The sequence below is a fragment of the Achromobacter sp. HZ01 genome, assembly GCF_003267925.1.
GTDB classification, from domain to species: Bacteria; Pseudomonadota; Gammaproteobacteria; order Burkholderiales; family Burkholderiaceae_B; genus Achromobacter; species Achromobacter pulmonis_A.
In genome coordinates this window covers 382852-408816 of sequence record NZ_LWKV01000002.1, presented here as the reverse complement: position 1 = coordinate 408816, position 25965 = coordinate 382852, and the positions used below count along the sequence as shown (strand labels likewise).

Genomic DNA, 25965 nt, shown 5'->3' with positions numbered 1-25965 from the left:
ATCCGTTAGGGCGCGCCGGCGCGCGGCGCGCGGATCCATGGCGCTCAGCGCGAAACGCCCCATTTCTTCATGATGGCGGCGATGGTGCCGTCCTGGCGCAGCGCGTCGATGGCGGCGTCGAGCTGGCGGGCGCGTTCGGCGTCGCCCTTGCGCACGGCCAGCGCGATGTTGGTCGGCATGGACGGCTGGTAGCTTTCGACGTAGCGCACGTTGCGCACGCCCTGGGTGCGCACCTGGTACGAAATCACCGGGCCGTCGCCGAAGGCGGCGTCCAGCCGTCCCAGCGCCACGTCGCGCACCAGGTCGGACATGGTTTCGTACATCTTCACTTCCTTCAGGCCGGGCGCGGACTTCAGCGGCTCCACGTACAGCGTGCCGATCTGGACCCCGACGGTCTTGCCCTTGAGGTCGGCGATGCTCTTGTAGTCGGTCTGGTCCTTGGCGGGCACGATCAGCGCCTCGCCGTACTCCACCACCAGCTGGGTGAAGCCCACCACCTCGGCGCGCTGCGGCGTCTTGGCGAAGGCCGAGGCGATGATGTCGATCTTGCCGGTCTGCAGCGCCGGCACCAGCGAGGCGAACGGAATCGGCGTGACTTCGACCGCGAAGCCTGCCTGCTTGCCCACGGCGTTGGCGATGTCGATCATCACGCCCTGCAGGGTGTTGGTCTTCGGGTCCAGGAAGTTGAACGGCACCGCGGTCGGCGTGGAGCCGACCTTCACGGTCTGGGCGTGCGCGCCCGACAGCGCGGCGGCGCACAGCGCCGCAGCCAACAACGATTTCACGGTTTTATGCAGCATCGGAATCCCCTGGGAGGCCAGAATCGCGCGCCTGGATGGCTGGCGGACGTGCAATTTCGTCCCGCTCTGGCGTGCATTATCGTATCGAATAGCGATACGCTTATATCGCAGGTAGATTTTATAATCTGGCCCAGGAAAACCTGTCAACAAGCAGGCTTGTCTCCTAAGTGCTTTTTTAATTAGGGGTTTTCCCGAAATGCATGTTTGCGATTACGCAGGCATATCCCGAAGAATCACGTACTTTTTCTTGCATTCATTTCCATTGGAATGCAATCTGTGCGTATCGAATAAGAATGCGGGGCGGCCAGCCCCGCCCGACCGACCATGAACCCGGAATCCTCCACCCTGTACGTCCAGTCGCTTGCGACCGGCATCGCCGTGCTCGACGCCTTCACCGCCGAGCGCGCCTCCATGAGCCTGCCGGAGATCGCCGCGGCCGCCGGCATCACGCGCAGCGCCGCCCAGCGTTTCGCCTTCACGCTTGAGGCGCTGGGCCTGCTCAACAAGGACCCGGTCAGCAAGCGCTACTCGCTGTCCTCGCGCACGCTGGACAGCGGCTGCCGCTACCTGGAGTCGCACGCGCTGCTGGACCGCGCCAATCCCTTCCTGCTCGAACTCAACCGCAACGCCGGCGAAACCGTCAACCTGGCCGAGCCGGCGGGGCAGGACATGATCTACATCGGCCGTTTTCCCAGCCCCTTGCGGCTGCTGGTGCACATGCCGGTGGGCCGGCGCATTCCCATGTACTGCTCGTCCACCGGGCGCGTCTACCTGGCCGGCCTGAGCGACGACGAGGCCTACGAGGCGCTGGCGGCCAGCGACCGCGTGAAGTACACCGCCAACACGCTGACCGACGTGGATGCGCTGATGGCGCAGGTGCGCGAAGCGCGCGAGCAGGGCTACGCCTATTGCAAGGAGGAGTACTACCGCGGCGACCTGGCGCTGGCCGTGCCGGTCCACGACCTGAACGGGCGCGTGGTGGCCGGCCTGCAGCTTTCGGTGTCCGCGGCCAAGTGGACGGTCAAGCGCGCGCTGTCGCGCTTCATTCCGATGATGCAGGAAACCGCCCGCCAGATTTCCACCTCGCCGCCCACGCCGCGCCCGCTGGCGCCGTACGGCGGCGGCGCGGCCCGCGATCTGCACGCCCAGCCCCCCGGCCGCACGCGCGATTGAATCGCCAGGGCAGCTGGCGTATAAAGCGTAGCGACGCCCATCCGACACCCGTCCGGCCGGCGCATCCCTTAAGGAGCTCGACATGATGGAAGGCTTGTTCGGATGGTGGCGTCTTCGTTCCCGGCCGTTGGCCCTGGCGATCGGCGCCAGCCTGGCGCTGGCCGGCGCGGCGCAGGCGCAGGACCCTGGCGCATCGGCGCCGCAGGCGGCGCATGCCGACGCGGCGCGCGCGCTGCAATGGCCGCGCAGTTTCGATGCGCCCGACGGCTCGCGCATCGAGCTTTACCAGCCGCAGATCGACACCTGGACGGCGGACCGCCTGGGCGGGCGCATGGCGGTGGCGGTCGGCCCCGCCAAGGGCAACCCGACCTACGGCACGGTGGATTTCTCGGCGCGCGCCGAGGTCAACAAGCCGGCGGGGCTGGTGCATCTGTCGGACATCCGGATCGAAAAAGTGCAGGTGCCGACCGCGCCGCAAGAGGCCGACAGGCTGCGCGCCGCGCTGCAGGCGCGGCTGCCGGCCGAGGGCGTGGTCACGCCGCTTGACGCGCTGCAGCTCAGCTACACGCTGTCGCGCGACAACCCGGCCGCCAGGCCGGTGGCCGTGGACAACGCGCCGCCGCGCATCGTCTACCGCACCGTGCCGACCGTGCTGGTGCTGGTCGACGGCGCGCCGGCATGGGCCGACGTGCCTGAAGCCTCGGGCTGGCGCCGCGTGGTCAACACGCGCGCGCTGATCCTGCGCGACGGCGCCGGCCGCCATTTCCTGCAGGCCGCGGGGCACTGGTACGAGGCCGGCGGCATCGACGGCCCCTGGACCGCGGTCGAGCATCCCGCCGCCGCGCTGCAGGCCGCCGCCGACGCGGCGCGGCGCAAGGCCGCGCCCGACCCGCTGCTGCCGCATGACGGCAAGGCGCCGTACCGCGCGCCGGCCGTCGTGGTGTCCACCGTCCCGGCCGAGCTGCTGGTGACCGTGGGCCAGCCCGAACTGCGGCCGGTGCCGGGCACCTCGCTGCTGTCGGTGGCCAACGCCGACCACGCCCTGTTCATGAACCCCGGCGACAACCGCTATTACCTGCTGGTGTCGGGACGCTGGTTCCGCGGGGCGGGGCTGGAAGGGCCCTGGACCTACGTGCCGGGCAAGAGCCTGCCGCGCGATTTCGCGCGCATTCCGGCGCGGGACCCGCAATCCGGCGTGCTGGCCTCGGTGCCGGGCACGCCGCAGGCCAAGGAGGCGGTCATCGCTTCCACCATTCCCCAGACCGCGACCGTATCGCGCGGCGCGACCCTGAAGGTCGAGTACGGCGGCGGCTCGCCGACCCTGCGCCCCATCGCCGGCACCGCGCTGTACTACGCCGCCAATTCGCAGGTGCCGGTGATCCAGGCCGAAGGGCGCTACTACGCGCTGTCGCACGCGGTCTGGTTCGTGTCCGACTCGGCCTTCGGCCCGTGGCGCGTGGCCGACCGCGTGCCGGCGGCCATCTACGCCATTCCCGCCAATTCGCCGCTGCATTACGTGACCTACGTGCAGGTCTACGGCTCCACGGCGCAAAACGTGGTGTTCGGCTACACGCCCGGCTACATGGGCGTGGTGGTCGCGCCCGACGGCACGGTGGTCTACGGCACCGGCTACGCATATCCGCCCGTGATCGTGCAGGACACCTGGGTCGGCTATCCGCCCAGCTACGGCTACGACGCGGCCTTCGACACCGCGGCCGGCTTCGCCTTCGGATTCGCCGCGGCCGAAGCCTGGGGCGGCGCCGCGCCGTACTGGGGACCCTATTGCTGCGCGCCGTACTGGCGCGGCGTGGACGTCAACCGGGTCGACGTCTATGGCGCCTGGGGCGGGTCCGGCGTGGTCACGCACGCGGCCGGCTGGAACGGCTGGACCGGCACGCAATGGCAGGGCGCGCACGCCGAGGGCTACAACCCGCAGACCGGCGCCGCGTTCGAGGGCACGCGCGGCGCGGCCTATAACCAATACACCGGCAATGCCGCCGCCGGCCGGCGCGGCGCCTACACCAATCCGGTCACCGGCGCGTCCGGCGCGGGGCGCGCCGGCGTGGTCGAGAACGACGACGGCCAATGGGCCGCAGGCCGCCAGGACGCCCGCACCAACGCCCGCACCGGCCGCACGACGGTGTCCTCGGCCACCGCCTCCGGCACGGCCGGGCAGGGCGTGGACAACGTGGACCGGCGCGGCGCGACCTACAACCGCAACACCAACAGCGGCATGGCCTGGAACAACGGCAACGTCTACGCCGACCACAACGGCAACGTCTACGAGCACAACGACAACGGCTGGCAGCAGCACACCTCGTCGGGCTGGCAGCCGGTGCAAGGCGGCGACTCCAGCTACCTGAACGGCCAGCGCCAGGCGCGGGACTATTCCAGCCAGCGCAGCGATTTCCAGGGCGGCGGCTGGCAGGACCGCATGGGCGGCGGCGATTCCGGCGGCGGCTGGCGCGACCGGGGCATGGAAGGCGGCGGCGGCTGGCGCGACCGCATGGGCGGACGCGGCGGCTGGGGCGGCGGCTTCGGCGGATTCCGCGGCGGGTTCCGCCGCTGAGACACGCTCCTGCGCGCGGGGGCGGCCGTTTGCGCCGCGCCCGCGCCGGGCGCTAGACTGCCTGCTTCCCCATTTCTTTCCTGCCTTACGCCATGGCCCTGCATAGCTGGCTCATCTATCTGGTTGCGGTCATCGGCCTGTCGGTGACGCCCGGGCCCAACACGCTGCTCGCGCTCACCCACGGCGCGCTGCACGGCCACCGCAAGGCGCTGTGCACCATCGCCGGCGGCGCGGTCGGCTTCGTGGCGCTGATCGCGCTGTCGATGCTGGGCATCAGCGCCCTGCTCAAGGCCTGGGGCCCGGCGCTCACCGTGCTGAAGTGGGGCGGCGGGGCCTACCTGATCTGGCTCGGCATCCAGCTGTGGCGCTCGCCCGGCGTGCAATTGCAGCCGCCGCCCGACATGCCGAAGGCCCGCGGCGCGCGCATGTTCGGCCAGGGCTTCCTGTCGGCCATCTCCAATCCCAAGGCGCTGCTGTTCTACGGCGCCTTCCTGCCGCAGTTCATCGACCCGGCCCGCAGCCTGCTGACGCAGTTCGCCATCATGGCGGCCACCTTCGCGCTGGTGGAGTTCCTGGTCGAATACGTGCTGGCGCGCCTGGCGCACCGTGTGCGCCCCTGGCTGGAACGCGCCGGCCGGCGCTTCAACAAGGTCTGCGGCGGCCTGTTCGCCGCCATGGGCGCGGCGCTGCCCGGCTCCTGATCCTCCTTCTCGTCTCCCCGTCCTCCTCGCTTGCCGCGCCCGGGCCGAGCCCCGCGCGCGGCGGCGCGCGTCCGCCCGCCTGCTGTCCGATCGCAAATAAAATATTTTCTTTTTAAAAATATATATATTTGCTATGCTGCCGCTGCAATGATCGCGCAGACGATCCCTGATGGCGACCGGCCGTCGCCCGTACATCGAGGAGATGAATGTGAAATGCCTTTCCATCATGGCCATGGCCGCGTCGCTGGCAGTCGCGCCGTTCGCCCAGGCCGCCCCGCAGCGCCCGCCCAACGTGCTCGTCATCCTGGCCGACGACCTGGGCTACAACGACATCCAGCCCTTCGGGCAGGACATCATCCAGACCCCGGCGCTGAACCAGCTGGCCGCCGAGGGCATGCGCTTCACCAACTACCACGTCAATCCCACCTGCTCGCCGACCCGCGCCCAGCTGCTGACCGGCGTGGACAACCACCTGGCCGGCATGGGCTCGATGGGCGAGTACTACGCACCCGAGATGGACAAGTACCCGGGCAACTACATCGGTTCCCTCAATGACCGGGTCAAGACCATCGCCGAAGTGCTCAAGGACCGGGGTTATGCGACCTTCATGGCCGGCAAGTGGCATCTGGGCGGCAAGCCCGAACAACTGCCGGCGGCGCGCGGTTTCGAGAATTCGTTCGCGCTGATCAACCCGGGCGGCAGCCATTGGGACAACAAGGGCCTGCTCGCGGTCCAGCCGCGCACGCGCTTCGTCGAGAACGAGAAGACGGTGCCGCGCGACACGGGGGAGTTTTCCTCCAATCTCTATACCGACAAATTCCTGGGCTACATGAAGTCGGCCGAGGATGCGGGCAAGCCTTTCTTCGGCTATCTGGCGTTCCAGGCCGTGCACGATCCGCTGCACGCGCCGGCGGCCGACGTGGCCAAGTACCGCGGCAAGTTCGCCCGCGGCTATGACGAGCACCGCGAGACCATGTACAAGAACATGCTGCGCGCGGGCGTGGTGCCCGCGGGCACCAAGATGTCCGAGACCACGCCGCTCTTCAAGCCCTGGGACCAGCTGACGGCGCAGGAGCGGGCGCACCAGGAGCGCCTGATGGAGATCTACGCGGGCATGGTGAGCAACCTGGACAGCAACATCGGCCGCGTGATCGACCAGTTAAAGCGCAGCGGCCAGTACGACAATACCGTGATCATCTTCTTCTCCGACAACGGGCCTTCCGGCGCCTACATGGATTTCTATCCGGGCAACAAGGACGGCAGCTGGATCGCGAAGGAGTTCGACACCTCGTTCGACAACATGGGCGCGCCGGGTTCGTTCGCCGGCCTCGGACCGGGATGGGCCTATGCGAGTTCGGCGCCGTTCCGGCTGTTCAAGCTGTTCATGAGCGAAGGCGGGACGATTTCCCCGCTGATCGTGAAGGGCTCGATGGTGGCCAAGCGCGGTTCGATCAACGACGGCTACCTGGCGGTCGAGGACATCTTCCCCACCATCACGGCCATCACCGGCGCGGCGCGCGGACAGGAGCGCGACGGGGTGCCGCTGGCGCCGCTCAAGGGGGTGTCGTTCCTGGATGTGCTCGAAGGCACGGCCACGTCGGCCCGGCCTGCGGATTTCGAACGCGGCGGCGAGCTGTTCGGCAACAAGGAATACCGCCAGGGCAAGTGGAAGCTGAGCTGGATACCCAAGCCGTTCGGCGCCGGCCAGTGGCAGCTTTTCGATACCGAGGCCGATCGCGGCGAAACCACGGACCTTGCCTCGCGGCAGCCGCAGCGCGTCAAGGAAATGGCCGCCAAGTACGAGGCCTGGGCCCAGGCCAACAGGGTGATCCGCTGGGATACCGATTACCTGGACAGGGAGCTGTTCGGCTACTTCGACTGGCGCAAGAACATGCCCCGGCAGGTCGTCATTCCCGCCGAGCGCTAGACGGAGCCACGCGATGAAGATGTCCATGCGCCTGGCGGCGGCCGGCGCGATCGGCGCGGCGGCGGTGGCGGCGGGCTGGCTGGCCATTGCGGCCGGCCCCCAGCCCGGGCAGCCCGGCGACGGGCGCAACGCCCCGCCCGACATGGTGTGGGTGCCGCCGGGCGAATTCCTGATGGGTTCGGACAGCAGCCGCGCGCAGGCCAACGAGCGGCCGGCCCACAAGGTGCGGCTGCCGGGATACTGGATCGACCGCCACCACGTCACCAACCGCGACTTCGCCCGCTTCGTGGCGGCCACCGGCTACGTCACCACCGCGGAGCGGGCGCCCGACTGGGAGACGCTACGCGCCCAGCTGCCGCCCGGCACGCCGCGTCCGCCGGCTTCGGCGCTGGTGCCGGGCGCGCTGGTGTTCGTCGGCGCCGACAAACCGGTGGATCTGCGCGAATATGCGCGCTGGTGGCGTTACGCGCCGGGCGCGAGCTGGCGCCATCCGCAAGGCCCCGCGTCCGATCTCACGGGCAAGGAAGACCACCCGGTGGTGCAGGTTTCGTACGAGGACGCCCAGGCCTACGCGGCCTGGGCCGGCAAGCGCCTGCCGACCGAAGCGGAATGGGAATATGCGGCGCGCGGCGGGCTGGACCAGGCCAGCTACGCCTGGGGCGGGGTGCTGCAGCCCGAGGGCAAAAGCATGGCCCGCACCTGGGATTCGGCCCAGCCTTTCCCAATGCAATCGCCGAAGATCATGCCGGGCACCGAGCGGGTGGGCGCGTATCCGCCCAACGGCTACAACATCCAGGACATGGCCGGCAACGCCTGGCAGTGGGTGGCCGACTGGTACCGCCCCGATGCGTTCGCGCGCCAGGCGGCCAAGGGCGGGGCGATTTTCGACCCTGCCGGTCCGCAGGCCTCGTTCGACGCCACCCTGGTCCGGCCGGACGCGCCGCAGCGCGTCATCCGTGGGGGATCGTTCCTGTGCAGCGAAACCTATTGCGAAGGCTACCGCGTCAGCGCGCGGCAGGGGCAGGACCCGTACAGCAGCGCCGCCAACGTCGGCTTCCGGCTGGCGCTGAGCGCGGGCCAGTGGCGGGGCGGCCGGTAGGCCGCGGATCAGGCCGCGCCGCGGCCGAACCGGCTGTGTTCCAGCACCAGCGCGGTGGTGATGCGCAGGTGCTCGGCCAGGAGCGCGCAGGCCAGGTCGGCGTTCTTGGCCAGCGCCGCCTTGGCGATGGCCTCGTGCTCGGCATGCACGTCGCGCGCGCCGGCTTCGTTCTGTCCCATCACGGACAGGTTGCGGTAGCGCGAGGTCTGGTCGCGCAGGATGAGCGAGAACCGCAGGCTCCATTTGGACGGGCAGGCCGACAGCAGCGCCTCGTGGAAGGCGTCGTGCTCGGCTTCCCATTGCGGGTCCAGTCCCACGCCGCTGGCCGCCATCATGGACTGGCGCTTGAGGCGGTGCAGCGCCGCCATGACGCGGCCTTCCCATTCGATGTCGCCGTGCGCGATGGAGGCCCGCAGCGCATCGCATTCGATGCGCTGGCGCGTCTGCGTGATGTCCAGCAGTTCCTCGCGCGAGGTCTTGGCCACGCTGAAGCCGCGCTGGTCTTCGGCGTTGACGAAGCCGCTGGTCGCCAGGCGCGACAGCGCCTCGCGCAGCGGATTGACGCCGGTGTCGTAGCGTTCGGCGAGCTCTTTGAGCTTGAGCTTGGCGCCGGGCAGCAGGCGCCCGGCGATGATGTCGTCGAGGACGGTATCGGTCAGCAGCGAGGCCTGCGTACGCTGCTGGGTTGCGGCACGGGCGGGCTCGCCGCCTGTCGGGTGGCTCATTGGTTAGGGGTATCCGGATTGGGTTAGGGGGATTCTACGCTCGGCCATGAAAGTAGACAAACCAAAAAATATATATTTTTCTTGCTTTGTAGATAAAACTGCCTATACTGGCCTGCAAGGATGGAGCCCGACGCTGCGTAGCCCATCCCGTGCGGCGCCGCCCTGCCGCGGCGCTTTTTGCGCGGCGCTCTTGCGGTCATCAAGGACATCATGAAACTCATACGCTTTACCCACAACAACGAGCGTCACCTCGGCATTCTGCGGGGCGACGAAGTGGTCAGCCTGGGCCGGCACGAGGTGCTGGACCTGCTGCGCCAGGGCGTGGACCTGGCCGCCTTCGCCAAGGAACGCGCCGCGGGCGGGCGTCCGATCCCGCTGGCCGAAATCGGCTACCTGCCGCCGCTGGACAACGCCGGCAAGATCATCTGCATCGGCCTGAATTACCGCGACCACACGGCCGAAAGCAAGTTCGAGCAGCCCGACTATCCGACCGTGTTCAACCGCTTCAACAGCAGCCTGATCGCGCACGGCGACCCCATGATCCGGCCCAAGGCCTCGGACTCGCTGGACTACGAAGGCGAGATGGCGGTGGTGCTGAACGGCGGCGGCCGCTACATTTCCAAGGCCGAGGCGCTGAAGTACGTGGCCGGCTACTCGGTCTTCAACGACGGCTCGGTGCGCGAATACCAGTTCAAGTCGCCGCAATGGACCGTGGGCAAGAACTTCGACGGCACCGGCGGCTTCGGCCCCGTGCTGGTCACGCCCGACGAACTGCCCGCCGGCGGCAGCGGCCTGGCGCTGGAGACCCGCCTCAACGGCAAGGTGGTGCAGTCGGCCAACACCCGCGACATGGTGTTCGACGTGGCCACGCTGATCTCGGTCCTGAGCGAATCGTTCTCGCTGGAAGCCGGCGACGTGATCGTCTCGGGCACGCCCTCGGGCGTGGGCTGGGCGCGCCAACCGCGCCTGCTGATGCAGGACGGCGATGTGTGCGAGGTGTCCATCGAAGGCATCGGCACGCTGACCAATCCGGTTCGGCTGGAGCGCTGAGCCGCGCGCGGGCCCGGCGCGCCGGGCCGACGAAAAAAGGACGGAGACATTCCAATGAAAGAACTCAGAACCCCCGTGCTGGTCGTGGGCGCAGGTCCGGCGGGCCTGAGCGTGACGGCGCTGCTGGCCAAGTACGGCATTGAAACGCTGACGGTCACGCGCTATCCCGGCACCGCCAATTCGCCGCGCGCGCACATCACCAACCAGCGCACCATCGAAGTGATGCGCGACCTCGGCATCGAGGACCGCGTGCGCGCCCAGGCCACGCCCAACTTCCAGATGTCGAACAACGTCTGGGCCACCAGTTTCGCCGGCAAGGAACTGGCCCGCCTGCAGACCTGGGGCACGGGCGGGGAGCGCAAGGCGGACTACGAAAAAGCGAGCCCCTGCGAGATGTGCAACATCCCGCAGCACATCCTGGAGCCCATCATCCTGGGCGCGGCGCGCGAGCATGGCGCGCATTTCCTGTTCAACACCGAACTGACCTCGATCGCGCAGCAGGGCGACGAAGTCGTGGCGCACCTGGTCGACAAGCTCAGCGGCGAGGAAATCCGCGTGATCGCGCAATACGCGGTGGGCGCCGACGGCGGCAACAGCATCGTGGCCCGGCAGCTGGGCTTCGAGTTCGACGGCCAGATGGGCCTGGGCGCGGCAGTCAGCTGCTGGCTGGAGGTGGACCTCACGCCCTACGTGCAGCACCGCCCCGGCGTGCTGTACTGGATGACCGAACCCGGCAACACCTACTGGTTCGGCAGCGGCACCTTCGTCTGCGTCAAGCCGTGGAACGAATGGATCATGCTCTACATGTACGACAAGGAAAAGGGCGAGCCGGACCTGAGCGAAGCGGCCATCATCGCCCATGCCCGCAGCGTGATCGGCGTGCCCGACATCCAGGTCAGGGTCAAGTCGGCCAACAAGTGGCAGATCAACCATATCGCCGCGCGCCAGATGAGCAAGGGCCGGGTGTTCCTGGCCGGCGACGCGGCGCATCGCCATCCGCCGGCCAACGGGCTGGGCACCAATACCTCGATCCAGGATGGCTTCAACCTGGCCTGGAAACTGGCGATGGTGCTCAAGGGCCAGGCCGGCCCGCAACTGCTGGAAACCTATTCCCAGGAACGCCAGCCGGTGGCGCGCGGCGTGGTCGACCGCGCCATGAAATCGGTGCAGGACATGAAGGCTATCGCCGACGCGCTGGGCTTCATTCCCGGCCAGAGCGCGCAAGAGGGCTGGGCCAATATCGACGAACTGTTCGGCGACACGCCGCGCGGGCGCGAACGCCGCGCCCAGCTGGATGCGGCGGTGGAATTGCAGAACTATCAGTTCAATTGCCACGGCGTCGAACTGGGCCAGGTCTACGCCTCGTCCGCGGTGGTGGCCGACGGCAGCAAGCGCAAGCCCTTCGAGCGCGACGCCGAGCTGTACCACCAGCCCACCACCTTCCCCGGCGCCTCGTTGCCGCATGCCTGGGTCGAGCTGGACCGGCGCCGCGTCTCCACCCTGGACCTGGTCGGCCACGGCCGCTTTACCCTGCTGCTGGGCCGTTCCGACGCCGTGTGGCGCGAAGCCGCCGAGGCGGTCCGGCAAACCCTGGGGCTGGACCTCGCGGTCCACACCATCGGCGCCGGCTGCGAAGTGGCCGACGTCTACGGCGCCTGGGCGCGCCTGCGCGAAGTCTCCGAGTCGGGTTGCGTGCTGGTCCGCCCGGACCGCCACGTCGCCTGGCGCGCCGATTCCGCGCCCACGGCCGAAGCCGCCCGCGCGCAATTGCTGGAGGTGTTCGCGCGCGTCGTGGACCGGGCTTCCGTCCCGCAGCCGGCGCTCGCATAATCGAAACCAGTCGGTCCCGAGGAGACAAGAATGTCGTTCAACAAGCCTGACTCAGCCCGCTACGGCGTGCACTCGATCGATCATTTCGCGCTCCAGGTCCCCGACCTGGAGCAGGCCGAACGCTTCCTGCGCGCCTTCGGCCTGGAGGTCGCGCACGCCGGCGGCGCGCTGGAGCTGCGCTGCGCGGGCGACGACCATTGCTGGTCGCGCATCGTCGGCGGCGGCCCCAAGCAGCTGGCCTATCTGAGCCTGAACTGCTATGAGGACGAGTTCGACGCCATCCGCGAGCAGGCGCTGGCCGCCGGCGCGCGTCCCGCCGCGCCCGGCGCGCATGGCGAGTCCGGGGGATTCTGGTTCCTGGACCCGGACGGCAACCTGCTGCAGCTCAAGCCCGGCCCCAAGACCAGCCCGGACACCAAGAGCCGCAATGCCAGCGTGCAGGTGGCGCCGGGCCAGCGCGGCTCGGCCGGGCGCGGCAAGCGGCCGCGCGCGCGGCCGGCGCGCCTGTCGCACGTGCTGATGTTCACCACCGACATGGAGCGCTCGCTGCGCTTCTACAGCGACGCGCTGGGGCTGTACCTGTCCGACCGCTCGCGCGACATCGTGGCCTTCATGCACGCGCGCCACGGCTCGGACCATCACCTGGTCGCCTTCGTCAAGGACGCGGCCCGCGGCTGGCACCACAGCGCCTGGGACGTGCCCGGCCTGGAGGACGTGGGCTGCGGCGCCGAGCAGATGCGCGACGCGGGCTACAAGGAAGGCTGGGGCGTGGCCCGTCATACGCTGGGCTCGAACTACTTCTATTACGTGCGCGATCCCTGGGGCTCGTTCTGGGAGTACTCGGCCCACATCGACTACGTGCCGGCAGGTTTCGACTGGCCCGCGGGCGATTACCCGCCGGAAGACGCGCTCTACATGTGGGGGCCGGAAATGCCGGCCTACTTCGTGCAGAACACGGAAAGGCAGTAAGCGTTCAGGCCGGGGCGCGCCAGCGCCCCGATGCCGGGTCGACTTCCACGCGCGCGCCGCCCCGGCGCACCTGTTCCTCGTCCTGCGGCGCATCGACGTCGAAAACAATGCCCAGCGCCTGCGCGACGCCGGGCGCCTCGACCGGCAGCTCCCAGGTCAGGAACAGCTGCGACAGGTCCGCGCCGCCGGCGAAGTCCGACTCGCGGAACCGGTCGCGGCCGCGCGGCACCACGGCGTGCGGCTGCGCGGTGTCGAAAATCATGGCCGTGCCGCGCGCCAGCGCGATCCGCTGGCCGCTGCCCGGAAAGACCACGTCCAGCCCCTTGTCCTCGCTCAGGAACAGATTGCAGAAGACCGCGTCGCCGTACTGCCCGGCGTCGTGATGAAAGCGCGCGCCGCGGCACGCCATCAGCGCCATGTCGGCCTCGTCCAGCGCCGCCGCCAGTCCCAGCGCGGCGGTCCAGCCGCGCATCGCATCCAGGCACAGCCCGAAGCCGGGCCAGCGCGCCCGCGTGCGGGCCAGCGGCATCTGCTCGACGTCGCCGGGCTCCAGGCACAGCCGCGTCGCGATCTCGCGCTCCCAGTCCGCCGCCGCCCGCGCCGGCGCGGGCGGCACGTCCAGCGTGGCCGTCAGCGCCGCGGCGGCCACGCCGCGGCTGCGCATGGCTGCGCCGCTCAGGTAATGGACGGCGAGGGAGTCGGGGGCGCGGTTCATGGGGAGCGATGGGGAGGTGGCAGCGGCCAACCATAGCATTGCCTGGCCGCGGCGGCGGCGATGACCGGCCGGCGGACGCCGGACGCGCCGTTTGCGCGCAAACCGAATACAGTGCTGGGCAGGCCCGGGCGCGGTTGCCGCGGGCGGCATTTCACAGCACAGATCAGGAGACGGCATGGATACGGTAGGCAAGACAAACAGCGTGCGCGAGCGCGTCGGCGAGGCGGAATGGCAGGTGCGCAAGGATCTGGCGGCGCTGTACCGGCTGGTGGCGCTGTTCGGCTGGGACGACCTGATCTTCACGCACATCACCGCCAAGGTGCCCGGCACCGAGCACTTTCTCATCAATCCCTACGGCATGATGTTCGACGAGATCACGGCGTCCAGCCTGGTCAAGATCGACCTGCACGGCCGCAAGGTGATGGAGTCGGAGTACGACATCAATCCCGCCGGCTTCACCATCCACAGCTGTATCCACGCGGCCCGCAAGGACGCGATGTGCGTGCTGCACACGCACTCGATCAACGGCGTGGCGGTCTCGGCGCAGAAAGAAGGGCTGCTGCCGCTGTCGCAGTTCGCCTTCATCGTGCTGCGCTCGCTCAGCTATCACGATTACGAGGGCCTGGCGCTCAACCCCGACGAGCAGCCGCGCCTGGTGCGCGACCTGGGCAGCAACAACTACCTCATCCTGCGCAACCACGGCCTGCTGACCGTGGGGCAGAGCATGGCGGAGGCGTTCCAGGCCATGCACCGCCTGGAGGCGGCCTGCATGGTGCAGGTGCGGGCCCAGGCCGGCGGCGGCGAACTGACCCACATCCCGCCCGAGGTGCTGGCGCGCGCCGCGGTCGAATCGCCGGCCGACCGCGCCCACAAGGCGGCGCTGGCCTGGCCCGGGCTGCTGCGCCGGCTGGACCGCCGCAACCCCGGCTACGCGGAGTAGGGCGGCGGGACGTCATTACGACATCACGACATCATGATGTCTTGATGTTATGATGCCGGCATGCCCAATGAAACCGACTACGCCCCGCTCTACGCCCGGGTCGAGAACGCGCTGGCCGCGGAAATCGCGGCCGGCGGCCTGCCGCCCGGCAGCCAGCTTCCACCCGAAGACGGCCTGATCGCCCGCTTCGGCGTCAGCCGCACCACGGTGCGCAAGGCGATCGAACACCTGGTGGCCCGCGGGCTGGTCGAGATCCGGCGGGGCAGGGGCACGTTCGTGGCCGAACCCAAGCTGACCCAGCCGCTGACGGGGCTGAGCGGCTTCGTGGAGGACATGGCGGCGCTGGGCCGCCACGCCACCGCGCGCCTGCTGGACAAGCGGCCGGTGCCGGCCTCCGAGGCCGTCGCCCGCCAGCTCGGCGTGGCGCAGGGCACGCAGGTCTACCGCATCGAGCGCGTGCGCCTGGCCGACGGCGTGGCCATGTCGTTCGACGAAACCTATCTGCCGCTGGAGATCGGCGAGCAGGTGGCCAGCAACGACCTGGAAGCCGAGCCGATTTTCGACCTGCTGGAGCTGCGCTACGCGCTGCCGCTGATCGAGGCGCAGTACCAGCTCGAAGCCGTCACCGCCGACGCGCACGTGGCGCAGGCGCTGGGCGTGCCGCCCGGCAGCCCGATCTTCCTGATCGAGCGCACGTCCTACACCGAGGGCCAGCGGCCCGTCGACTACGAAAAACTCTATTACCGCGGCGACCTGATCCGGTTCTCCACCCGCCTGGCGCGCGCGCCCCGCCGGCCATGACGGACAGCGCGCAGATCCTCTGGCTGTTCGCCGCGGCCTTCGGCGCCAGCGCGCTGGGCGGCGTGCTGGGCATGGCCAGCGGCATTTTCATCGTGCCCATCCTGACGCTGCTGTTCGGCGTGGACATCCACGTGGCCATCGGCGCCAGCATCGTCTCGGTGATCGCCTGTTCCTGCGGCAGCGCCGCGCCGTTTCTGAAGGGAAGGCTGACCAACGTGCGGCTGGCCATCGTGCTCGAAACCGCGACCACGCTGGGCGCGCTGACCGGCGTGTTCCTGATCGGCATCGTGCCCACGGCGTTCCTGTACGGCCTGTTCGCCGTCATCCTGGCGCTGTCGGCGCAGCAGATGCTGGCGCGCCGCCGCGAGGTCGCCGCGGTCGCCGCGCCCGGGGCCGCGAGCTGGGCCACCGCGCTGCGCCTGCATTCCAGCTTCCCCGACAGGGCGCTGGGCCGCGAGGTGCATTACCAGGTCGGCCGCGTGCCGCTGGGGCTGTCGCTGATGTACGCGGCCGGGCTGGTCTCGGCGCTGCTGGGCATCGGCTCGGGCGTGCTCAAGATTCCGGCGATGGACGCCGCGCTGCGGCTGCCCATCAAGGTGTCCTCGGCCACGTCGAACTTCATGATAGGGGTGACCGCCGCGGCCAGCGCGGGCGCGTATTTCGTGCGCGGCGACATCGACATCGGCATCGCCGGCCCGGTGGCGCTGGGCTCGGTGGCCGGCGCGCTGGCGGGCGCGCGCGTGCTGCTCGGGCTGCCGGCGGACAAGCTGCGCCTGTTCTTCGTCATCGTGCTGGCGCTGCTGGCGGTGCAGATGCTGCTGAGCGCGCTGGGCGTGTCTTTTCCGGGAGGCGCGGCATGAGCGCTGCGACGGACCTTCAGGCGCGGCGCGACCGCCGCATCGCGGCGCTGCTCTGGTACGGCACCTGGGCGGCCTCGGCCTGCATCGCCATCGGCATGGCGCTGGACCTGCTGCTGCCGGCCGGCGGCTACCGGCTGGTGCAGGCCGGCGTGGCGCTCTTCATCCTGCTGCCGGTGGCGCGGGTGGCGCTGATGCTGGCGATCTTCCTGCGCGAGCGCGATTACGCCTACAGCGCGATCTCCGCGCTGGTGCTGCTCATCATCGCGGCCGGCGTGCTGTTCGGCCTGCGCTGAAGGCCGGCGCGGCCGGTTTTCCTATAATCCCCGGGCGCCTTTTTCCTTCCAGGACGGATACATGCATTCCATCACCCCTCAGGATGTCTACGTGCCCACCAGCCAGGGCCGCCTGTTTGCGCGGCGCTGGGACCCGGCCGGCGCGCAGGACGCCGGCGCGCCCATCGTGCTGATGCACGACTCGCTGGGCTGCGTGGAGCTGTGGCGCGACTTTCCCGAACAGCTGGCACAGGAGACCGGGCGCAGCGTCATCGCCTACGACCGGCTCGGCTTCGGCCGCTCGGACCCGAACGACGCCGTCTTCGACCCCGGCTTCGTCGAGGCCGAGGCGCGCGACGGTTTCCGCCTGCTGCGCGAGGCGCTGGGCATCGGGCCGTTCGTGGCCTTCGGCCACAGCGTGGGCGGCGGCATGGCGATCTGCAGCGCGGGCGAGTACGCCGCCGATTGCCGGGCCCTGATCACCGAGTCGGCGCAGACCTTCGCCGAAGACCTCACGCTGTCCGGCATCAGCGCCGCCAGCCGCAACTTCGCCGAACCCGGCCAGCTGGACCGCCTGAAGAAGTACCACGGCGAAAAGGCCGCCTGGGTGCTGCGCGCCTGGGTCGATACCTGGCTGTCGCCGGCGTTCGCCGACTGGAATCTCGACGCGCGCCTGCGCCAGGTCCGCTGCCCGGTGCTGGCGCTGCATGGCGAGCTGGACGAATACGGCTCGCGCCGGCATCCCGAGCGCATCGCGGAACTGACCGGCGGGCGCAGCGTGCTGCTGGAGAACTGCGGCCACGTGCCGCACCGCGAACAGAGCCGCATCGTGCTGGACCTGGTCGGCCAGTGGCTGAAGGCCTAGGCCGGCCGCGCGTCCCAGGTCCGGTCGTCGATCAGGCCGCGCACCACCTGCCGCAGCGTGCCGGCCACGCTGCGCGCGGCGGCGTCGCCCAGCACGCTGCGGCGCTGCGCCAGGCAGATTGAGCGGGTGAAGGTGGGCGACAGCCGGCGCGTGGCCAGCGCGCCTTCGCGCACCTCGCGGGCCACGGCGCAGGGCGCCAGCAGGCTGAACCAGGCGCCGGTCCTGAGCAGCTGGATCAGGTAGGCGCCGGCGTCGATTTCTATGCCCACGTTGAGCGCGGTTCCGTGGCGCAGCGCGTAGTCGTCGAGCGCGGCGCGGATGCCGTGGCGGCGCGACGAGATGGCCAGCGGATAGTCCGCCAGCGCCGCCACGGACACGGTCTTGCCGGCCTTCAGGCGCTGCGGCACGCCCACCAGGTGCATGTCCTCGTGCGCGATGGGCTCGCTGTGCACGCCGGACGTGGAAGGCCGGTCGAACACCAGCGCCAGGTCCAGCTCGCCGGCCAGCAGCCAGCTCCAGAGATAGCCCGAGAACCCGTCCACCACCCGCAGCCGGATGCGCGGATAGTCCTGCGACAGCCGCGCGATCAGCGGCAGGGCCAGCACCGCCGCCGCGGAAGCCGGCAGCCCGATGGAGACTTCGCCCTGCGGTTCCTGGGCGCTGCCGCGGATGTCCTCGAACGCGGCCTGCGTGCGGCCCACGATGTCGTAGGCGCGCGCCAGCAGCTCGACGCCGGCCGGCGTGGGCGCGACCCCGCGTATGTCGCGTTCCAGCAGTTGCGCGTCCAGCGCCGCCTCCAGCTTCGCCATGGTCACGGTCAGGGCCGGCTGCGCGATGTGCAGCCGGCGCGAGGCGGCCGAGATGCTGCCTTCTTCGCAGACCGCGATAAAGGCGATCAGGCGGGGGATGTCGAGCTGGCGGGCGTTGTGCATGGGGCGGCAGGGTGGAGGATGGCCATAATTCAGCAATATGGCGGTATAGGGTAAAGATATTTTACGGATAGGGGACGCGGCGGCAAACTGCGGTCCGATACGTTGTCGCCCGGAAGAAATCCCCATGTCCCAAGCAAGCCTGGCCCCGCAGTCCGGGGCCGAACTGCCGCCGCTCAAGTCGATACGCGGCTTCCATGTCGGCGGGTCGATCGTCGAACTGAGCGACGCGCCCGCGAGGACGCTGCAATCCGTGCCCGGCCTGGAGGCGCGCGCCTCCGACCCCAACGGCCGCCACGCGGTCGGCCAGCTGTACGTGCAGCATTTCGCGCTGGCGCGGCCGGCCCATCCCTATCCGGTGTTCCTCTGGCACGGCGGCGGCATGACCGGCTGCACCTGGGAGCAGACGCCGGACGGCCGCCCCGGCTGGCACGACTACTTCATGCGCGCGGGCTACGACACCTACGTCAGCGACGCGGTCGAGCGCGGGCGCGCTTCCTGGCCGGCGCCGGAGCTCGTGGCCGGCGGGCAGGCCGAGCACCGCAGCATCGAGCAGGCCTGGGATCTGTTCCGCATCGGCGAACCCGGCGCGGCGCAGGGCTATCCGGGCCAGCAGTTTCCGGCCGATTGCATGCCGCAGCTGGCGCGCCAGTTCGTCGGCCGCTGGGTGAGCAACCGCGAGCGCGCCATCGCCGCGTATGCCGAGCTGCTGGGCCGCGCCGGGCCGGGCGTGGTGATCGCTCACAGCGAGGGCGGGCGGCTCGCGCAAAGCGTGCTGCAGGCCGTGCCGGACCGCATCAAGGCGCTGGTGCTGGTGGAACCGGCCGGCGGCGTGCAGGCCGACGCCGCGGCGTTCGCGCGCATGGCGGCGGTGCCGGTATGCGTGCTGTGGGGCGACTACTTCGACCGCAGCCCGCTGTGGCGGCGCTACCGCGAGCAGACCGACGCCTGGCTCGACGGCCTGGCGCGGGCCGGCGGCAGCGTCACCCGGATGGACCTGCCGGCCCTGGGCATCGCCGGCAATTCGCACCTGCCGATGATGGACCGCAACAACGCCGAACTCGCCGCCATGCTGGACGCGTGGATCCAGGACACCCACAACGATTCCATATGAACAGGAGACCCACCATGAAAATTTCCGCAATCGCCAGGCTGATGGCCGCGGCCGCCCTGCTGGCCGGCGCCGCCGCCGCGCACGCCGAAGCCGCCTATCCCGACCGTCCGATCCGCATGATCATCCCTTACGCGCCGGGTGGCTCGCTCGATCCGATCGGGCGCGTGCTGGGCGAGGAACTGTCGCGCCGCCTGCAGCAGCCGGTGGTGGTGGAGAACGTGGCCGGGGCGAGCGGCATGCTGGGCGCCAACCGCGTGGCCAAGGCCAATCCCGACGGCTATACGCTGCTGATCGGCATCACCTCCAACGTGTCGCTGGCGCCGCTGGTCACGCCGCAGGCGCAATACCAGGCCGCGGATTTCGACGCGATCTCCATGGTCGGCACCAGCGGCCTGGTGCTGGTGGCCCGGCCCGACCTGCCGGTCTCGGACCTGGCGGGCGCGCTGGCGCTGGCCAGGCAGAAGCCCGGCAGCCTGTCCTACGGCATTCCGGGCACGGGCTCGCTCTACCACCTGGCGATGGAGGCGCTCAAGTCCGACACGGGAACCGATATCGTGGCTGTGCCTTACAAGGGCGCGGGGCAGGCCAGCATCGATCTGATGGGCGGGCAGATCGACCTGGCCCTGCTGGGGCTGCCGGCCATGCTGCCGCACATCGCCAACCACAAGATGAAGGCGCTGGCCGTGATGAGCAGGAACCGGGACGTGGGCGACAAGAACATTCCGTCGGCCTCGGAAACCGCGGGCCTGGAAGGCATCGACTACGACATCTGGACCGGCGTGTTCGCGCCCAAGGGCACGCCGGAGCCGGTGCGCCAGCGCCTGCACCAGGAGATCCAGGCCATCCTGCAATCGCCGGAAGTGATCGAGGGCTACCGCAAGATGGGCGTGGAGGTCGCGCCGCCCCAGACCCTGGCGCAGTTCTCCGCCTTCATCGCCGGCCAGACCGACAAGCTCAAGAGCGATATCGGCCGCACCCGCTTCAATCCGGGCTCGTAAAGGGCGGCGGCGCGGTTCACAGCGCCGCGATCCGTGCTTAGAATCGGACTGGCCCGGCGTTTCCGGGCCATGTCCGTTTACCAGGTGCCCGATCCCATGCCCGAAATTCCGCCTCTTCCCCAAGCCGTCCACGACCCGGCCACCCGCCACGCGATCTTCCTGGTCGCCACCCTGAACGAGGGCGCCGGCTCCGCCGAAACGCTGCGGGGCTGGTGCGAAGACGTCGCCGCCCGCGTGCGCACCGTGGCGACCCGCGCGCCGCAGCAAAACCTCTCCTGTGTCTGTGCGTTCGGCTCCGCCGTCTGGGACCGCGTCTTCGGCGCGCCGCGCCCGGCGGCCCTGCATCCGTTCCGCGAATTCGGGCCGCCCGGACGCGTCGCCGTCGCGACCCCCGGCGACCTGCTGCTGCACATCCGCGCCGATTCCATGGACCTGTGCTTCGAGCTCGCGACCCTGCTGCTCAACGACCTGGGCGATGCCGTGACGGTCGTCGACGAAGTCCACGGTTTCCGCTATTTCGACCGGCGCGCCATCATCGGCTTCGTCGACGGCACCGAGAATCCGCAAGGACGCGAGGCCGTGGACTTCACGGTGATCGGCGACGAGGACCCGGAGTTCGCCGGCGGCAGCTATGTGCTGGTGCAGAAATACCTGCACGACATGGACGGCTGGAACGCCCTGACGGTGGAAAACCAGGAAGGCATCATCGGCCGCCACAAGCTGTCCAACGTGGAGCTGGACGACGACATCAAGCCGTCTTCGTCGCACAGTTCCCTGACCACCCTCGAAGAGAACGGCCAGGAAGTGAAGATCCTGCGCGACAACATGCCTTTCGGCCGGGCCGGCTCGGGCGAGTTCGGCACCTACTTCATCGGCTACGCGCGCTCGCCGGCGCCCATCGAGCAGATGCTTGAGAACATGTTCGTCGGACGGCCCGTCGGCAACTACGACCGCCTGCTGGATTTCAGCCACGCGGTCACGGGCGGGTTGTTCTTCGTGCCGTCGGCCGACCTGCTGGAAGCGCTGGCCGAGCGCGCCCCGGCCGCGAGCGAGGCCGCCGCTCCTAGCGCTCCTGCTCCAGCGTCGCCTTGATCCGCAGCATGCTGTCCTGGTTGACCTGAATGAGACCGGAGGCCGGCTGATCTATGTCCAGGATGAAGGTCAGGACCAGCGATATCAAGGTGGCGAACAGGCCGGTCGAGATGAGCCGCCTGCGTTTCTGCAGGCCGGTTCCATAGGCGATGAACGCCATCGCGCCGGTGGTCACGATGAAGAGCAGGTAGAACACCGGCTCGGGCACGTGGTTCTCCAGCGCGACGCGGCGTTTTTCGTTGACCTGCGCCATGTCGTTGATGGCCTGGATGAACAGGACCGAAGCCATGGACGGCGGCGATTCCAGCACGCCGGCCGCGGTGGAGCGGATCTGGCGTTCGATGCGCCGCGAGGCGGCGCCGGCCAGCGCCAGCCGTGCGCTGTCGTTGTCGGCGTCGTGGAACTCCAGCGCGGTGTCGGCGTATTCCCGCAGCAGCGCCGCGATCGGCTCGCGCGCCGCGGGCGGCAGCAGCTGCGAGCGCCAGTAGGCGTTGCCGATGGCGTTGGCCTCTTCGGGCACCAGGTTCTTGCGCGTCTCGAAGCGGGTGACCGACATTGCGAAGGTAAAGCCCAGCAGCAGCGCCAGCAGGCCCAGCAGGGCGGTCTGCAGCGCGCCGATATGGGCCTTGGCCGACTCGTCGGAAGCGCGGCGCAGCTTGCGCCCCAGGCGATATCCCAGCTCGATGACCGTCAGGAAGACGGCCACGCAAATGAAAAAGATGTAGACCTCATCGATTTGCTGGAGCACGTCGTTGTTCTTGGCTGTCGGTGGGGCATCAAGCGTATGCCGATTCGGACGCCGCGGGCAAGAGCGATTTACCCGCGGGCCGCCCGGGAGTAAGGTTCGTCTTTCCTGTAAGCGACCCCGAACGGAGCAGAATTTGAAATACCGCAAACTCGGCCGCACCGGCCTGGACGTCAGCCCGATCGGCCTGGGCACCATGACCTGGGGCGAGCAGAACACCGAAGCCCAGGCCCACGAGCAGCTGGACTACGCCCTGGAGCGCGGCGTCAACCTGGTCGACACCGCCGAGATGTACCCGGTGCCGCCCAAGCCGGAAACGCAGGGCCTGACCGAGACCTATATCGGCACCTGGCTGGCGCGCAGCAAGCGCCGCCACGAGATCGTGCTGGCCAGCAAGGTGGCCGGCCCCGTGCGCGACGCCAAGCGCCCGGGCCACATCCGCGACGGCAAGACCTTCCTGGACCGCAAGAACCTGACCGAAGCGCTGGACGCCAGCCTCAAGCGCCTGCAGACCGACTACCTGGACCTGTACCAGCTGCATTGGCCGGACCGCAGCACGGCCACCTTCGGCAAGCTGGCCTATCCCTGGGTGCAGGACGAGCACACCGTGCCCATCGAAGAAACGCTGGAAGTGCTGCAGGACTTCGTGCGCGCCGGCAAGGTGCGCCACGTCGGCGTCTCCAACGAGACCCCGTGGGGCGTGGCGCAGTTCCTGCGCCATGCCGAGAGCCGGGACCTGCCGCGCATCGCCTCCATCCAGAACCCGTACAGCCTGCTGAACCGGGTCTTCGAGAGCGGGCTGTCCGAATTCGCCCACCGCGAAGACGTGGGGCTGCTGGCCTATTCGCCGCTGGCGATGGGCATGCTGTGCGGCAAGTATCTGGACGGCGCGCGCCCGGCCGGCGCCCGCCTGACGCTCTATACGCGCTTCACCCGCTACAGCAACCCGCAGGCCGAGGCCGCCACCCGGGCGTATGTGGAGCTGGCGCGCGCGCACGGCATCCCGCCGACCCACCTGGCCCTGGCCTGGGTCAACCAGCGTCCCTTCGTCACCAGCAACCTGATCGGGGCCACCACGCTGGAACAGCTGAAGGAAAACATCGACAGCGTGGACGTGGCGCTGCCGGCCGAGGTGCTGGAGGAAATCGAGCGCATCCACGCGCGCCAGCCCAACCCGGCGCCCTGAGCGCCGTTCGCCGATACATTTTGTTTGAAGGCCATTGTCGATCCGGCGCCCTGTCGTTCGTCGTCCTGTTGGAGCGAGAATGTTCCGACAAACACTCAAGGAGACGGATATGCGATTCATGGTGCTAGTGAAGGCGACGGCCGACAGCGAGGCGGGGCTCATGCCCAGCGAGCAGCTGCTGGCGGACATGGGCCGGTACAACGAGGAACTGGTGAAGGCGGGGGTGATGCTGGCCGGCGAAGGCCTGCATCCCAGCTCGAAGGGCGTGCGCGTGGCGTTTTCGGGCAGTGGCCGGCGCGTGATCGACGGGCCGTTCGCCGAGACCAAGGAGCTGGTCGCGGGTTTCTGGATCTGGCAGTGCGCGTCCCTGGACGAGGCGATTGCCTGGGTCAAGCGCTGCCCCAACCCGATGCCGGGCGACTCCGAGATAGAAATCCGCCAGATTTTCGAGGCGGACGATTTCGGTGCAGCGTTCACCCCCGAACTGCGCGAGCAGGAGGAGCGGCTGCGCGAACAGATGGCGGGCAAGCCCGCGCCCTGATGCGGCGCAGCATGAGCGCGGCGCCGGCGCGGATTGTCAGCCGGCGGGCGCGCCCAGGTCCCACACGCGCGCCGGCTCGAAACCCTGCTGTTCGCCCTTGCGCGCGTAGCCCAGCGGGTTGGCGATCACGCGGCAGCCGTCCTTGACGTAGTCCTGCGGACAGTGCAGGTGGCCGTGCAGCCAGTAGTCGGCCAGCGGCAGCAGGCGGTCGAGCGCGTTGCAGAACCCCGCGGTGCCGGGGGTGATGCCGTAGCGCGGATCGGCGCTGGCCAGGGTGGGCGCGAAATGGGTGATGGCCACCGTCGGGCCGTCGAACGGTACGCGCAGCGCGGCTTCCAGCCACTGCTGGCAGAGCAGCCCCTGCTCGCGCATCTGCTCGGCCAGGAAGGGCTCGCCGTGGCGGCGCATGGCCGCCTTTTCCAGGTAGAAGTCGGCGGCCCGGAATGCCTTGGCGCGCTTTTTCAGCGCCGCGCCCAGGGTGTCGGCGTCGCTGGCCAGCGCGTCGAAATCGCTCCAGAGCGTGGTGCCGACCAGGCGCATGCCGCCGATCACCAGCGTCTCGCGCTCCAGCCAGTGGATGTCCAGTTCCCGGCACAGGCCGCGCAGGCGTTCGTGGGTCTCGTCGAAATCCAGGTTGTCGTATTCGTGGTTGCCCGGCACGTACACCACCGGCGTGGGCCAGCCGTTGCGCGGCGAATAACTGCCCAGCCCGAAGTCGTCGCGCTCCAGCCGGGAGCCGCGCTGGTACGAGCCGATGTCCCCGGCCAGCACCAGCAGTTCGGCGCCGGGCGCGGGCCGTTCCACGAAGTCGGGGTCGGTTTCCAGGTGCAGGTCGGACAGCAGTTGGATTTTCATACCCGTAATCTTAGGCGAGTGCGGCGGGGCCTGTCGTTCCATGAGACACTTTCTCCTATGAGCCGGGACGCGCGCACGCGCGCCCCGACCGCATAGAACCAACAGGAGAAACCCCATGCGTATCGCGATCACGGCGGCGGCCATTCTGGCGCTGGCGGCCGGCGCCCATGCGCAGCCGCAGCCGCAGTCGCGCCCGCTCGACTGCAGCAAGGCGGCCACGCAAACCGACATGAGCATGTGCGCCGACCAGGCCTACCGCAAGTCCGATGCGGACCTGAACGCCGCCTACAAGGAAATCAACGCGCGCCTGAAGGACGACAAGACCGCCGCCACCCAGTTCCATGCCGCGCAGCGCGCCTGGCTGTCTTTCCGCGACGCCGAATGCGCGTTCGCGGCGGGCGGCACCTCGGGCAGCAGCGCCTACCCGATGGCGCAGAGCGCCTGCCTGGACAAGCTGACCCAGGCCCGCACCAAGGAACTGCGCGCCTACCTCGAATGCGAAGAGGGCGACCTGACCTGCCCGGTGCCGGGCAGACCATGACGGCGGCCGGGGCATGGACGACAAGGCATCGGGCCTGATCACGGATGCCGCCGGCGTGGCGCGCTGCTTCTGGCAGCCGTCCATGCCGGACTACCACGACCGCGAATGGGGCCGCCCGGTGGCCGACGACCGCCGGCTGTACGAGAAAATCTGCCTGGAAGGCTTCCAGGCCGGCATGGCCTGGATCACCATCCTGCGCAAGCGCGAGGCGTTCCGCGAAGCGTTCGACGACTTCGATTTCGAGCGCGTGGCGCGCTATACCGAACGCGACGTGGAGCGGCTTATGGGCAATCCGGGCATCGTGCGCAACCGCAGCAAGATCGTGTCGGCCATCAACAATGCGCGCCGCGCGCGCGACCTGGCCGACGAAACCGGCACGCTGGCGGGCTGGCTGTGGCGCCACGAACCGCCGCCGCGCGAGCGCCCGGCCACGGTGGACCTGGACTACTGGAACAACAATCCCAGCTCGGCCGCGTCCAAGGCCTTGTCGCGCGCGCTGAAGCAGCGCGGCTGGACCTTCGTCGGGCCGACCACCATGTACGCCTTCATGCAGGCGGTGGGCATGGTCAACGACCATCTGCACGGCTGCGCGTGCCGCGGCGAGGTCGAGCGCGCCCGGGCCGGGTTCAGGCGGCCGGGGTGATGGCGGTTGCGGCTCGTAGGATGGG

Annotated in this window: 26 protein-coding genes; 20 read left to right on the top strand and 6 right to left on the bottom strand. The window is 69.4% G+C overall.

What is annotated here, in order from left to right; translation table 11 throughout:
* Positions 1-44 precede the first annotated feature (44 nt).
* Positions 45-800, bottom strand: a complete 756-nt coding sequence (locus A6B37_RS11065; RefSeq protein ID WP_111825756.1) for a transporter substrate-binding domain-containing protein — start codon at positions 798-800, stop codon at positions 45-47.
* A 324-nt stretch (positions 801-1124) separates the two neighbouring features.
* Here A6B37_RS11065 and A6B37_RS11060 point away from each other — a divergent pair, with 324 nt between their 5' ends.
* From A6B37_RS11060 to A6B37_RS11040, 5 genes are all read left to right on the top strand, one after another.
* The gene (locus A6B37_RS11060) at positions 1125-1973 is read left to right on the top strand and encodes an IclR family transcriptional regulator C-terminal domain-containing protein (protein WP_111825755.1); all 849 of its coding nucleotides are present in this window, start codon (positions 1125-1127) and stop codon (positions 1971-1973) included.
* Positions 1974-2055: 82 nt separating this feature from the next.
* A complete protein-coding gene (locus tag A6B37_RS11055; protein ID WP_246842447.1) occupies positions 2056-4542 on the top strand; it encodes a carbohydrate-binding family V/XII in 2487 nt (828 codons plus the stop codon).
* A 92-nt stretch (positions 4543-4634) separates the two neighbouring features.
* Positions 4635-5243 (top strand): LysE family translocator, encoded by a 609-nt coding sequence (locus tag A6B37_RS11050; protein WP_102773859.1) that lies wholly within the window; start codon positions 4635-4637, stop codon positions 5241-5243.
* A 208-nt stretch (positions 5244-5451) separates the two neighbouring features.
* A complete protein-coding gene (locus A6B37_RS11045) occupies positions 5452-7170 on the top strand; it encodes an arylsulfatase (protein ID WP_246842446.1) in 1719 nt (572 codons plus the stop codon).
* A gap of 13 nt (positions 7171-7183) precedes the next feature.
* Complete coding sequence (locus A6B37_RS11040) at positions 7184-8269, top strand: formylglycine-generating enzyme family protein (protein ID WP_111825753.1); 1086 nt, start codon at positions 7184-7186, stop codon at positions 8267-8269.
* A gap of 8 nt (positions 8270-8277) precedes the next feature.
* Here A6B37_RS11040 and A6B37_RS11035 read toward each other — a convergent pair whose 3' ends face one another.
* Positions 8278-8994 carry a GntR family transcriptional regulator gene (locus A6B37_RS11035; protein ID WP_102773856.1) on the bottom strand — a complete coding sequence of 239 codons (717 nt, stop codon included), beginning with the start codon at positions 8992-8994 and terminating at the stop codon, positions 8278-8280.
* A 210-nt stretch (positions 8995-9204) separates the two neighbouring features.
* On the opposite strand from A6B37_RS11035, the gene A6B37_RS11030 reads away from it, so the two are divergent.
* From A6B37_RS11030 to A6B37_RS11020, 3 genes are read left to right on the top strand one after another with little or no spacing between them, the layout of a single operon-like run.
* Positions 9205-10044 (top strand): fumarylacetoacetate hydrolase family protein, encoded by an 840-nt coding sequence (locus A6B37_RS11030; protein ID WP_102774158.1) that lies wholly within the window; start codon positions 9205-9207, stop codon positions 10042-10044.
* Positions 10045-10098: 54 nt separating this feature from the next.
* Positions 10099-11874 (top strand): FAD-dependent monooxygenase, encoded by a 1776-nt coding sequence (locus A6B37_RS11025; protein ID WP_102773855.1) that lies wholly within the window; start codon positions 10099-10101, stop codon positions 11872-11874.
* Between the two features lie 30 nt (positions 11875-11904).
* Complete coding sequence (locus A6B37_RS11020; RefSeq protein ID WP_102773854.1) at positions 11905-12843, top strand: VOC family protein; 939 nt, start codon at positions 11905-11907, stop codon at positions 12841-12843.
* A gap of 4 nt (positions 12844-12847) precedes the next feature.
* On the opposite strand, the gene A6B37_RS11015 is transcribed toward A6B37_RS11020, so the two are convergent.
* Entirely contained in the window at positions 12848-13558 is a 711-nt protein-coding gene (locus A6B37_RS11015; protein ID WP_111825752.1) for a hypothetical protein, read from the bottom strand.
* 175 nt (positions 13559-13733) lie between these two features.
* On the opposite strand from A6B37_RS11015, the gene A6B37_RS11010 reads away from it, so the two are divergent.
* From A6B37_RS11010 to A6B37_RS10990, 5 genes are all read left to right on the top strand, one after another.
* A complete protein-coding gene (locus A6B37_RS11010) occupies positions 13734-14498 on the top strand; it encodes a class II aldolase/adducin family protein (RefSeq protein WP_102773852.1) in 765 nt (254 codons plus the stop codon).
* A 60-nt stretch (positions 14499-14558) separates the two neighbouring features.
* Positions 14559-15299: a GntR family transcriptional regulator gene (locus tag A6B37_RS11005; protein ID WP_102773851.1), complete on the top strand. Its 741-nt coding sequence runs from the start codon at positions 14559-14561 to the stop codon at positions 15297-15299.
* Entirely contained in the window at positions 15296-16159 is an 864-nt protein-coding gene (locus tag A6B37_RS11000; protein ID WP_111825751.1) for a sulfite exporter TauE/SafE family protein, read from the top strand. The genes A6B37_RS11005 and A6B37_RS11000 overlap by 4 nt, the downstream gene beginning before the upstream one ends.
* Positions 16156-16452 carry a DUF1634 domain-containing protein gene (locus tag A6B37_RS10995; protein WP_102774157.1) on the top strand — a complete coding sequence of 99 codons (297 nt, stop codon included), beginning with the start codon at positions 16156-16158 and terminating at the stop codon, positions 16450-16452. Before A6B37_RS11000 ends, A6B37_RS10995 begins: the two co-directional genes overlap by 4 nt.
* 61 nt (positions 16453-16513) lie before the next feature.
* Positions 16514-17296 (top strand): alpha/beta hydrolase, encoded by a 783-nt coding sequence (locus tag A6B37_RS10990; protein WP_102773850.1) that lies wholly within the window; start codon positions 16514-16516, stop codon positions 17294-17296.
* Here A6B37_RS10990 and A6B37_RS10985 read toward each other — a convergent pair.
* Positions 17293-18228, bottom strand: coding sequence for a LysR substrate-binding domain-containing protein (locus tag A6B37_RS10985; RefSeq protein WP_168202174.1), 936 nt, complete (start codon positions 18226-18228; stop codon positions 17293-17295). The genes A6B37_RS10990 and A6B37_RS10985 overlap by 4 nt on opposite strands.
* 124 nt (positions 18229-18352) lie before the next feature.
* Here A6B37_RS10985 and A6B37_RS26070 point away from each other — a divergent pair, with 124 nt between their 5' ends.
* The 3 genes from A6B37_RS26070 to A6B37_RS10975 all read left to right on the top strand — a co-directional run bounded on the left by A6B37_RS26070 (position 18353) and on the right by A6B37_RS10975 (position 21429).
* Positions 18353-19339, top strand: a complete 987-nt coding sequence (locus A6B37_RS26070; protein WP_168202173.1) for an esterase — start codon at positions 18353-18355, stop codon at positions 19337-19339.
* A gap of 14 nt (positions 19340-19353) precedes the next feature.
* The gene (locus A6B37_RS10980; protein ID WP_168202172.1) at positions 19354-20337 is read left to right on the top strand and encodes a tripartite tricarboxylate transporter substrate binding protein; all 984 of its coding nucleotides are present in this window, start codon (positions 19354-19356) and stop codon (positions 20335-20337) included.
* Between the two features lie 96 nt (positions 20338-20433).
* Positions 20434-21429 carry a Dyp-type peroxidase gene (locus A6B37_RS10975; RefSeq protein ID WP_102774156.1) on the top strand — a complete coding sequence of 332 codons (996 nt, stop codon included), beginning with the start codon at positions 20434-20436 and terminating at the stop codon, positions 21427-21429.
* On the opposite strand, the gene A6B37_RS10970 is transcribed toward A6B37_RS10975, so the two are convergent.
* Positions 21401-22177: a hypothetical protein gene (locus A6B37_RS10970; RefSeq protein WP_102773847.1), complete on the bottom strand. Its 777-nt coding sequence runs from the start codon at positions 22175-22177 to the stop codon at positions 21401-21403. The two genes, A6B37_RS10975 and A6B37_RS10970, sit on opposite strands and share 29 nt — an antisense overlap.
* Positions 22178-22310: 133 nt before the next feature.
* Between A6B37_RS10970 and A6B37_RS10965 the strand changes: the two genes are divergently transcribed.
* Complete coding sequence (locus tag A6B37_RS10965) at positions 22311-23360, top strand: NADP(H)-dependent aldo-keto reductase (protein WP_111825748.1); 1050 nt, start codon at positions 22311-22313, stop codon at positions 23358-23360.
* Positions 23361-23469: 109 nt separating this feature from the next.
* Positions 23470-23901: a YciI family protein gene (locus A6B37_RS10960; protein WP_102773845.1), complete on the top strand. Its 432-nt coding sequence runs from the start codon at positions 23470-23472 to the stop codon at positions 23899-23901.
* A 36-nt stretch (positions 23902-23937) separates the two neighbouring features.
* Here the strand turns inward: A6B37_RS10960 and A6B37_RS10955 are convergent, their stop codons facing one another.
* The gene (locus A6B37_RS10955; protein WP_102773844.1) at positions 23938-24756 is read right to left on the bottom strand and encodes a metallophosphoesterase; all 819 of its coding nucleotides are present in this window, start codon (positions 24754-24756) and stop codon (positions 23938-23940) included.
* Positions 24757-24871: 115 nt separating this feature from the next.
* Here A6B37_RS10955 and A6B37_RS10950 point away from each other — a divergent pair, with 115 nt between their 5' ends.
* Entirely contained in the window at positions 24872-25297 is a 426-nt protein-coding gene (locus A6B37_RS10950) for a lysozyme inhibitor LprI family protein (protein ID WP_102773843.1), read from the top strand.
* 13 nt (positions 25298-25310) lie between these two features.
* Complete coding sequence (locus tag A6B37_RS10945) at positions 25311-25940, top strand: DNA-3-methyladenine glycosylase I (protein ID WP_111825747.1); 630 nt, start codon at positions 25311-25313, stop codon at positions 25938-25940.
* The last annotated feature ends 25 nt before the right edge of the window (positions 25941-25965 follow it).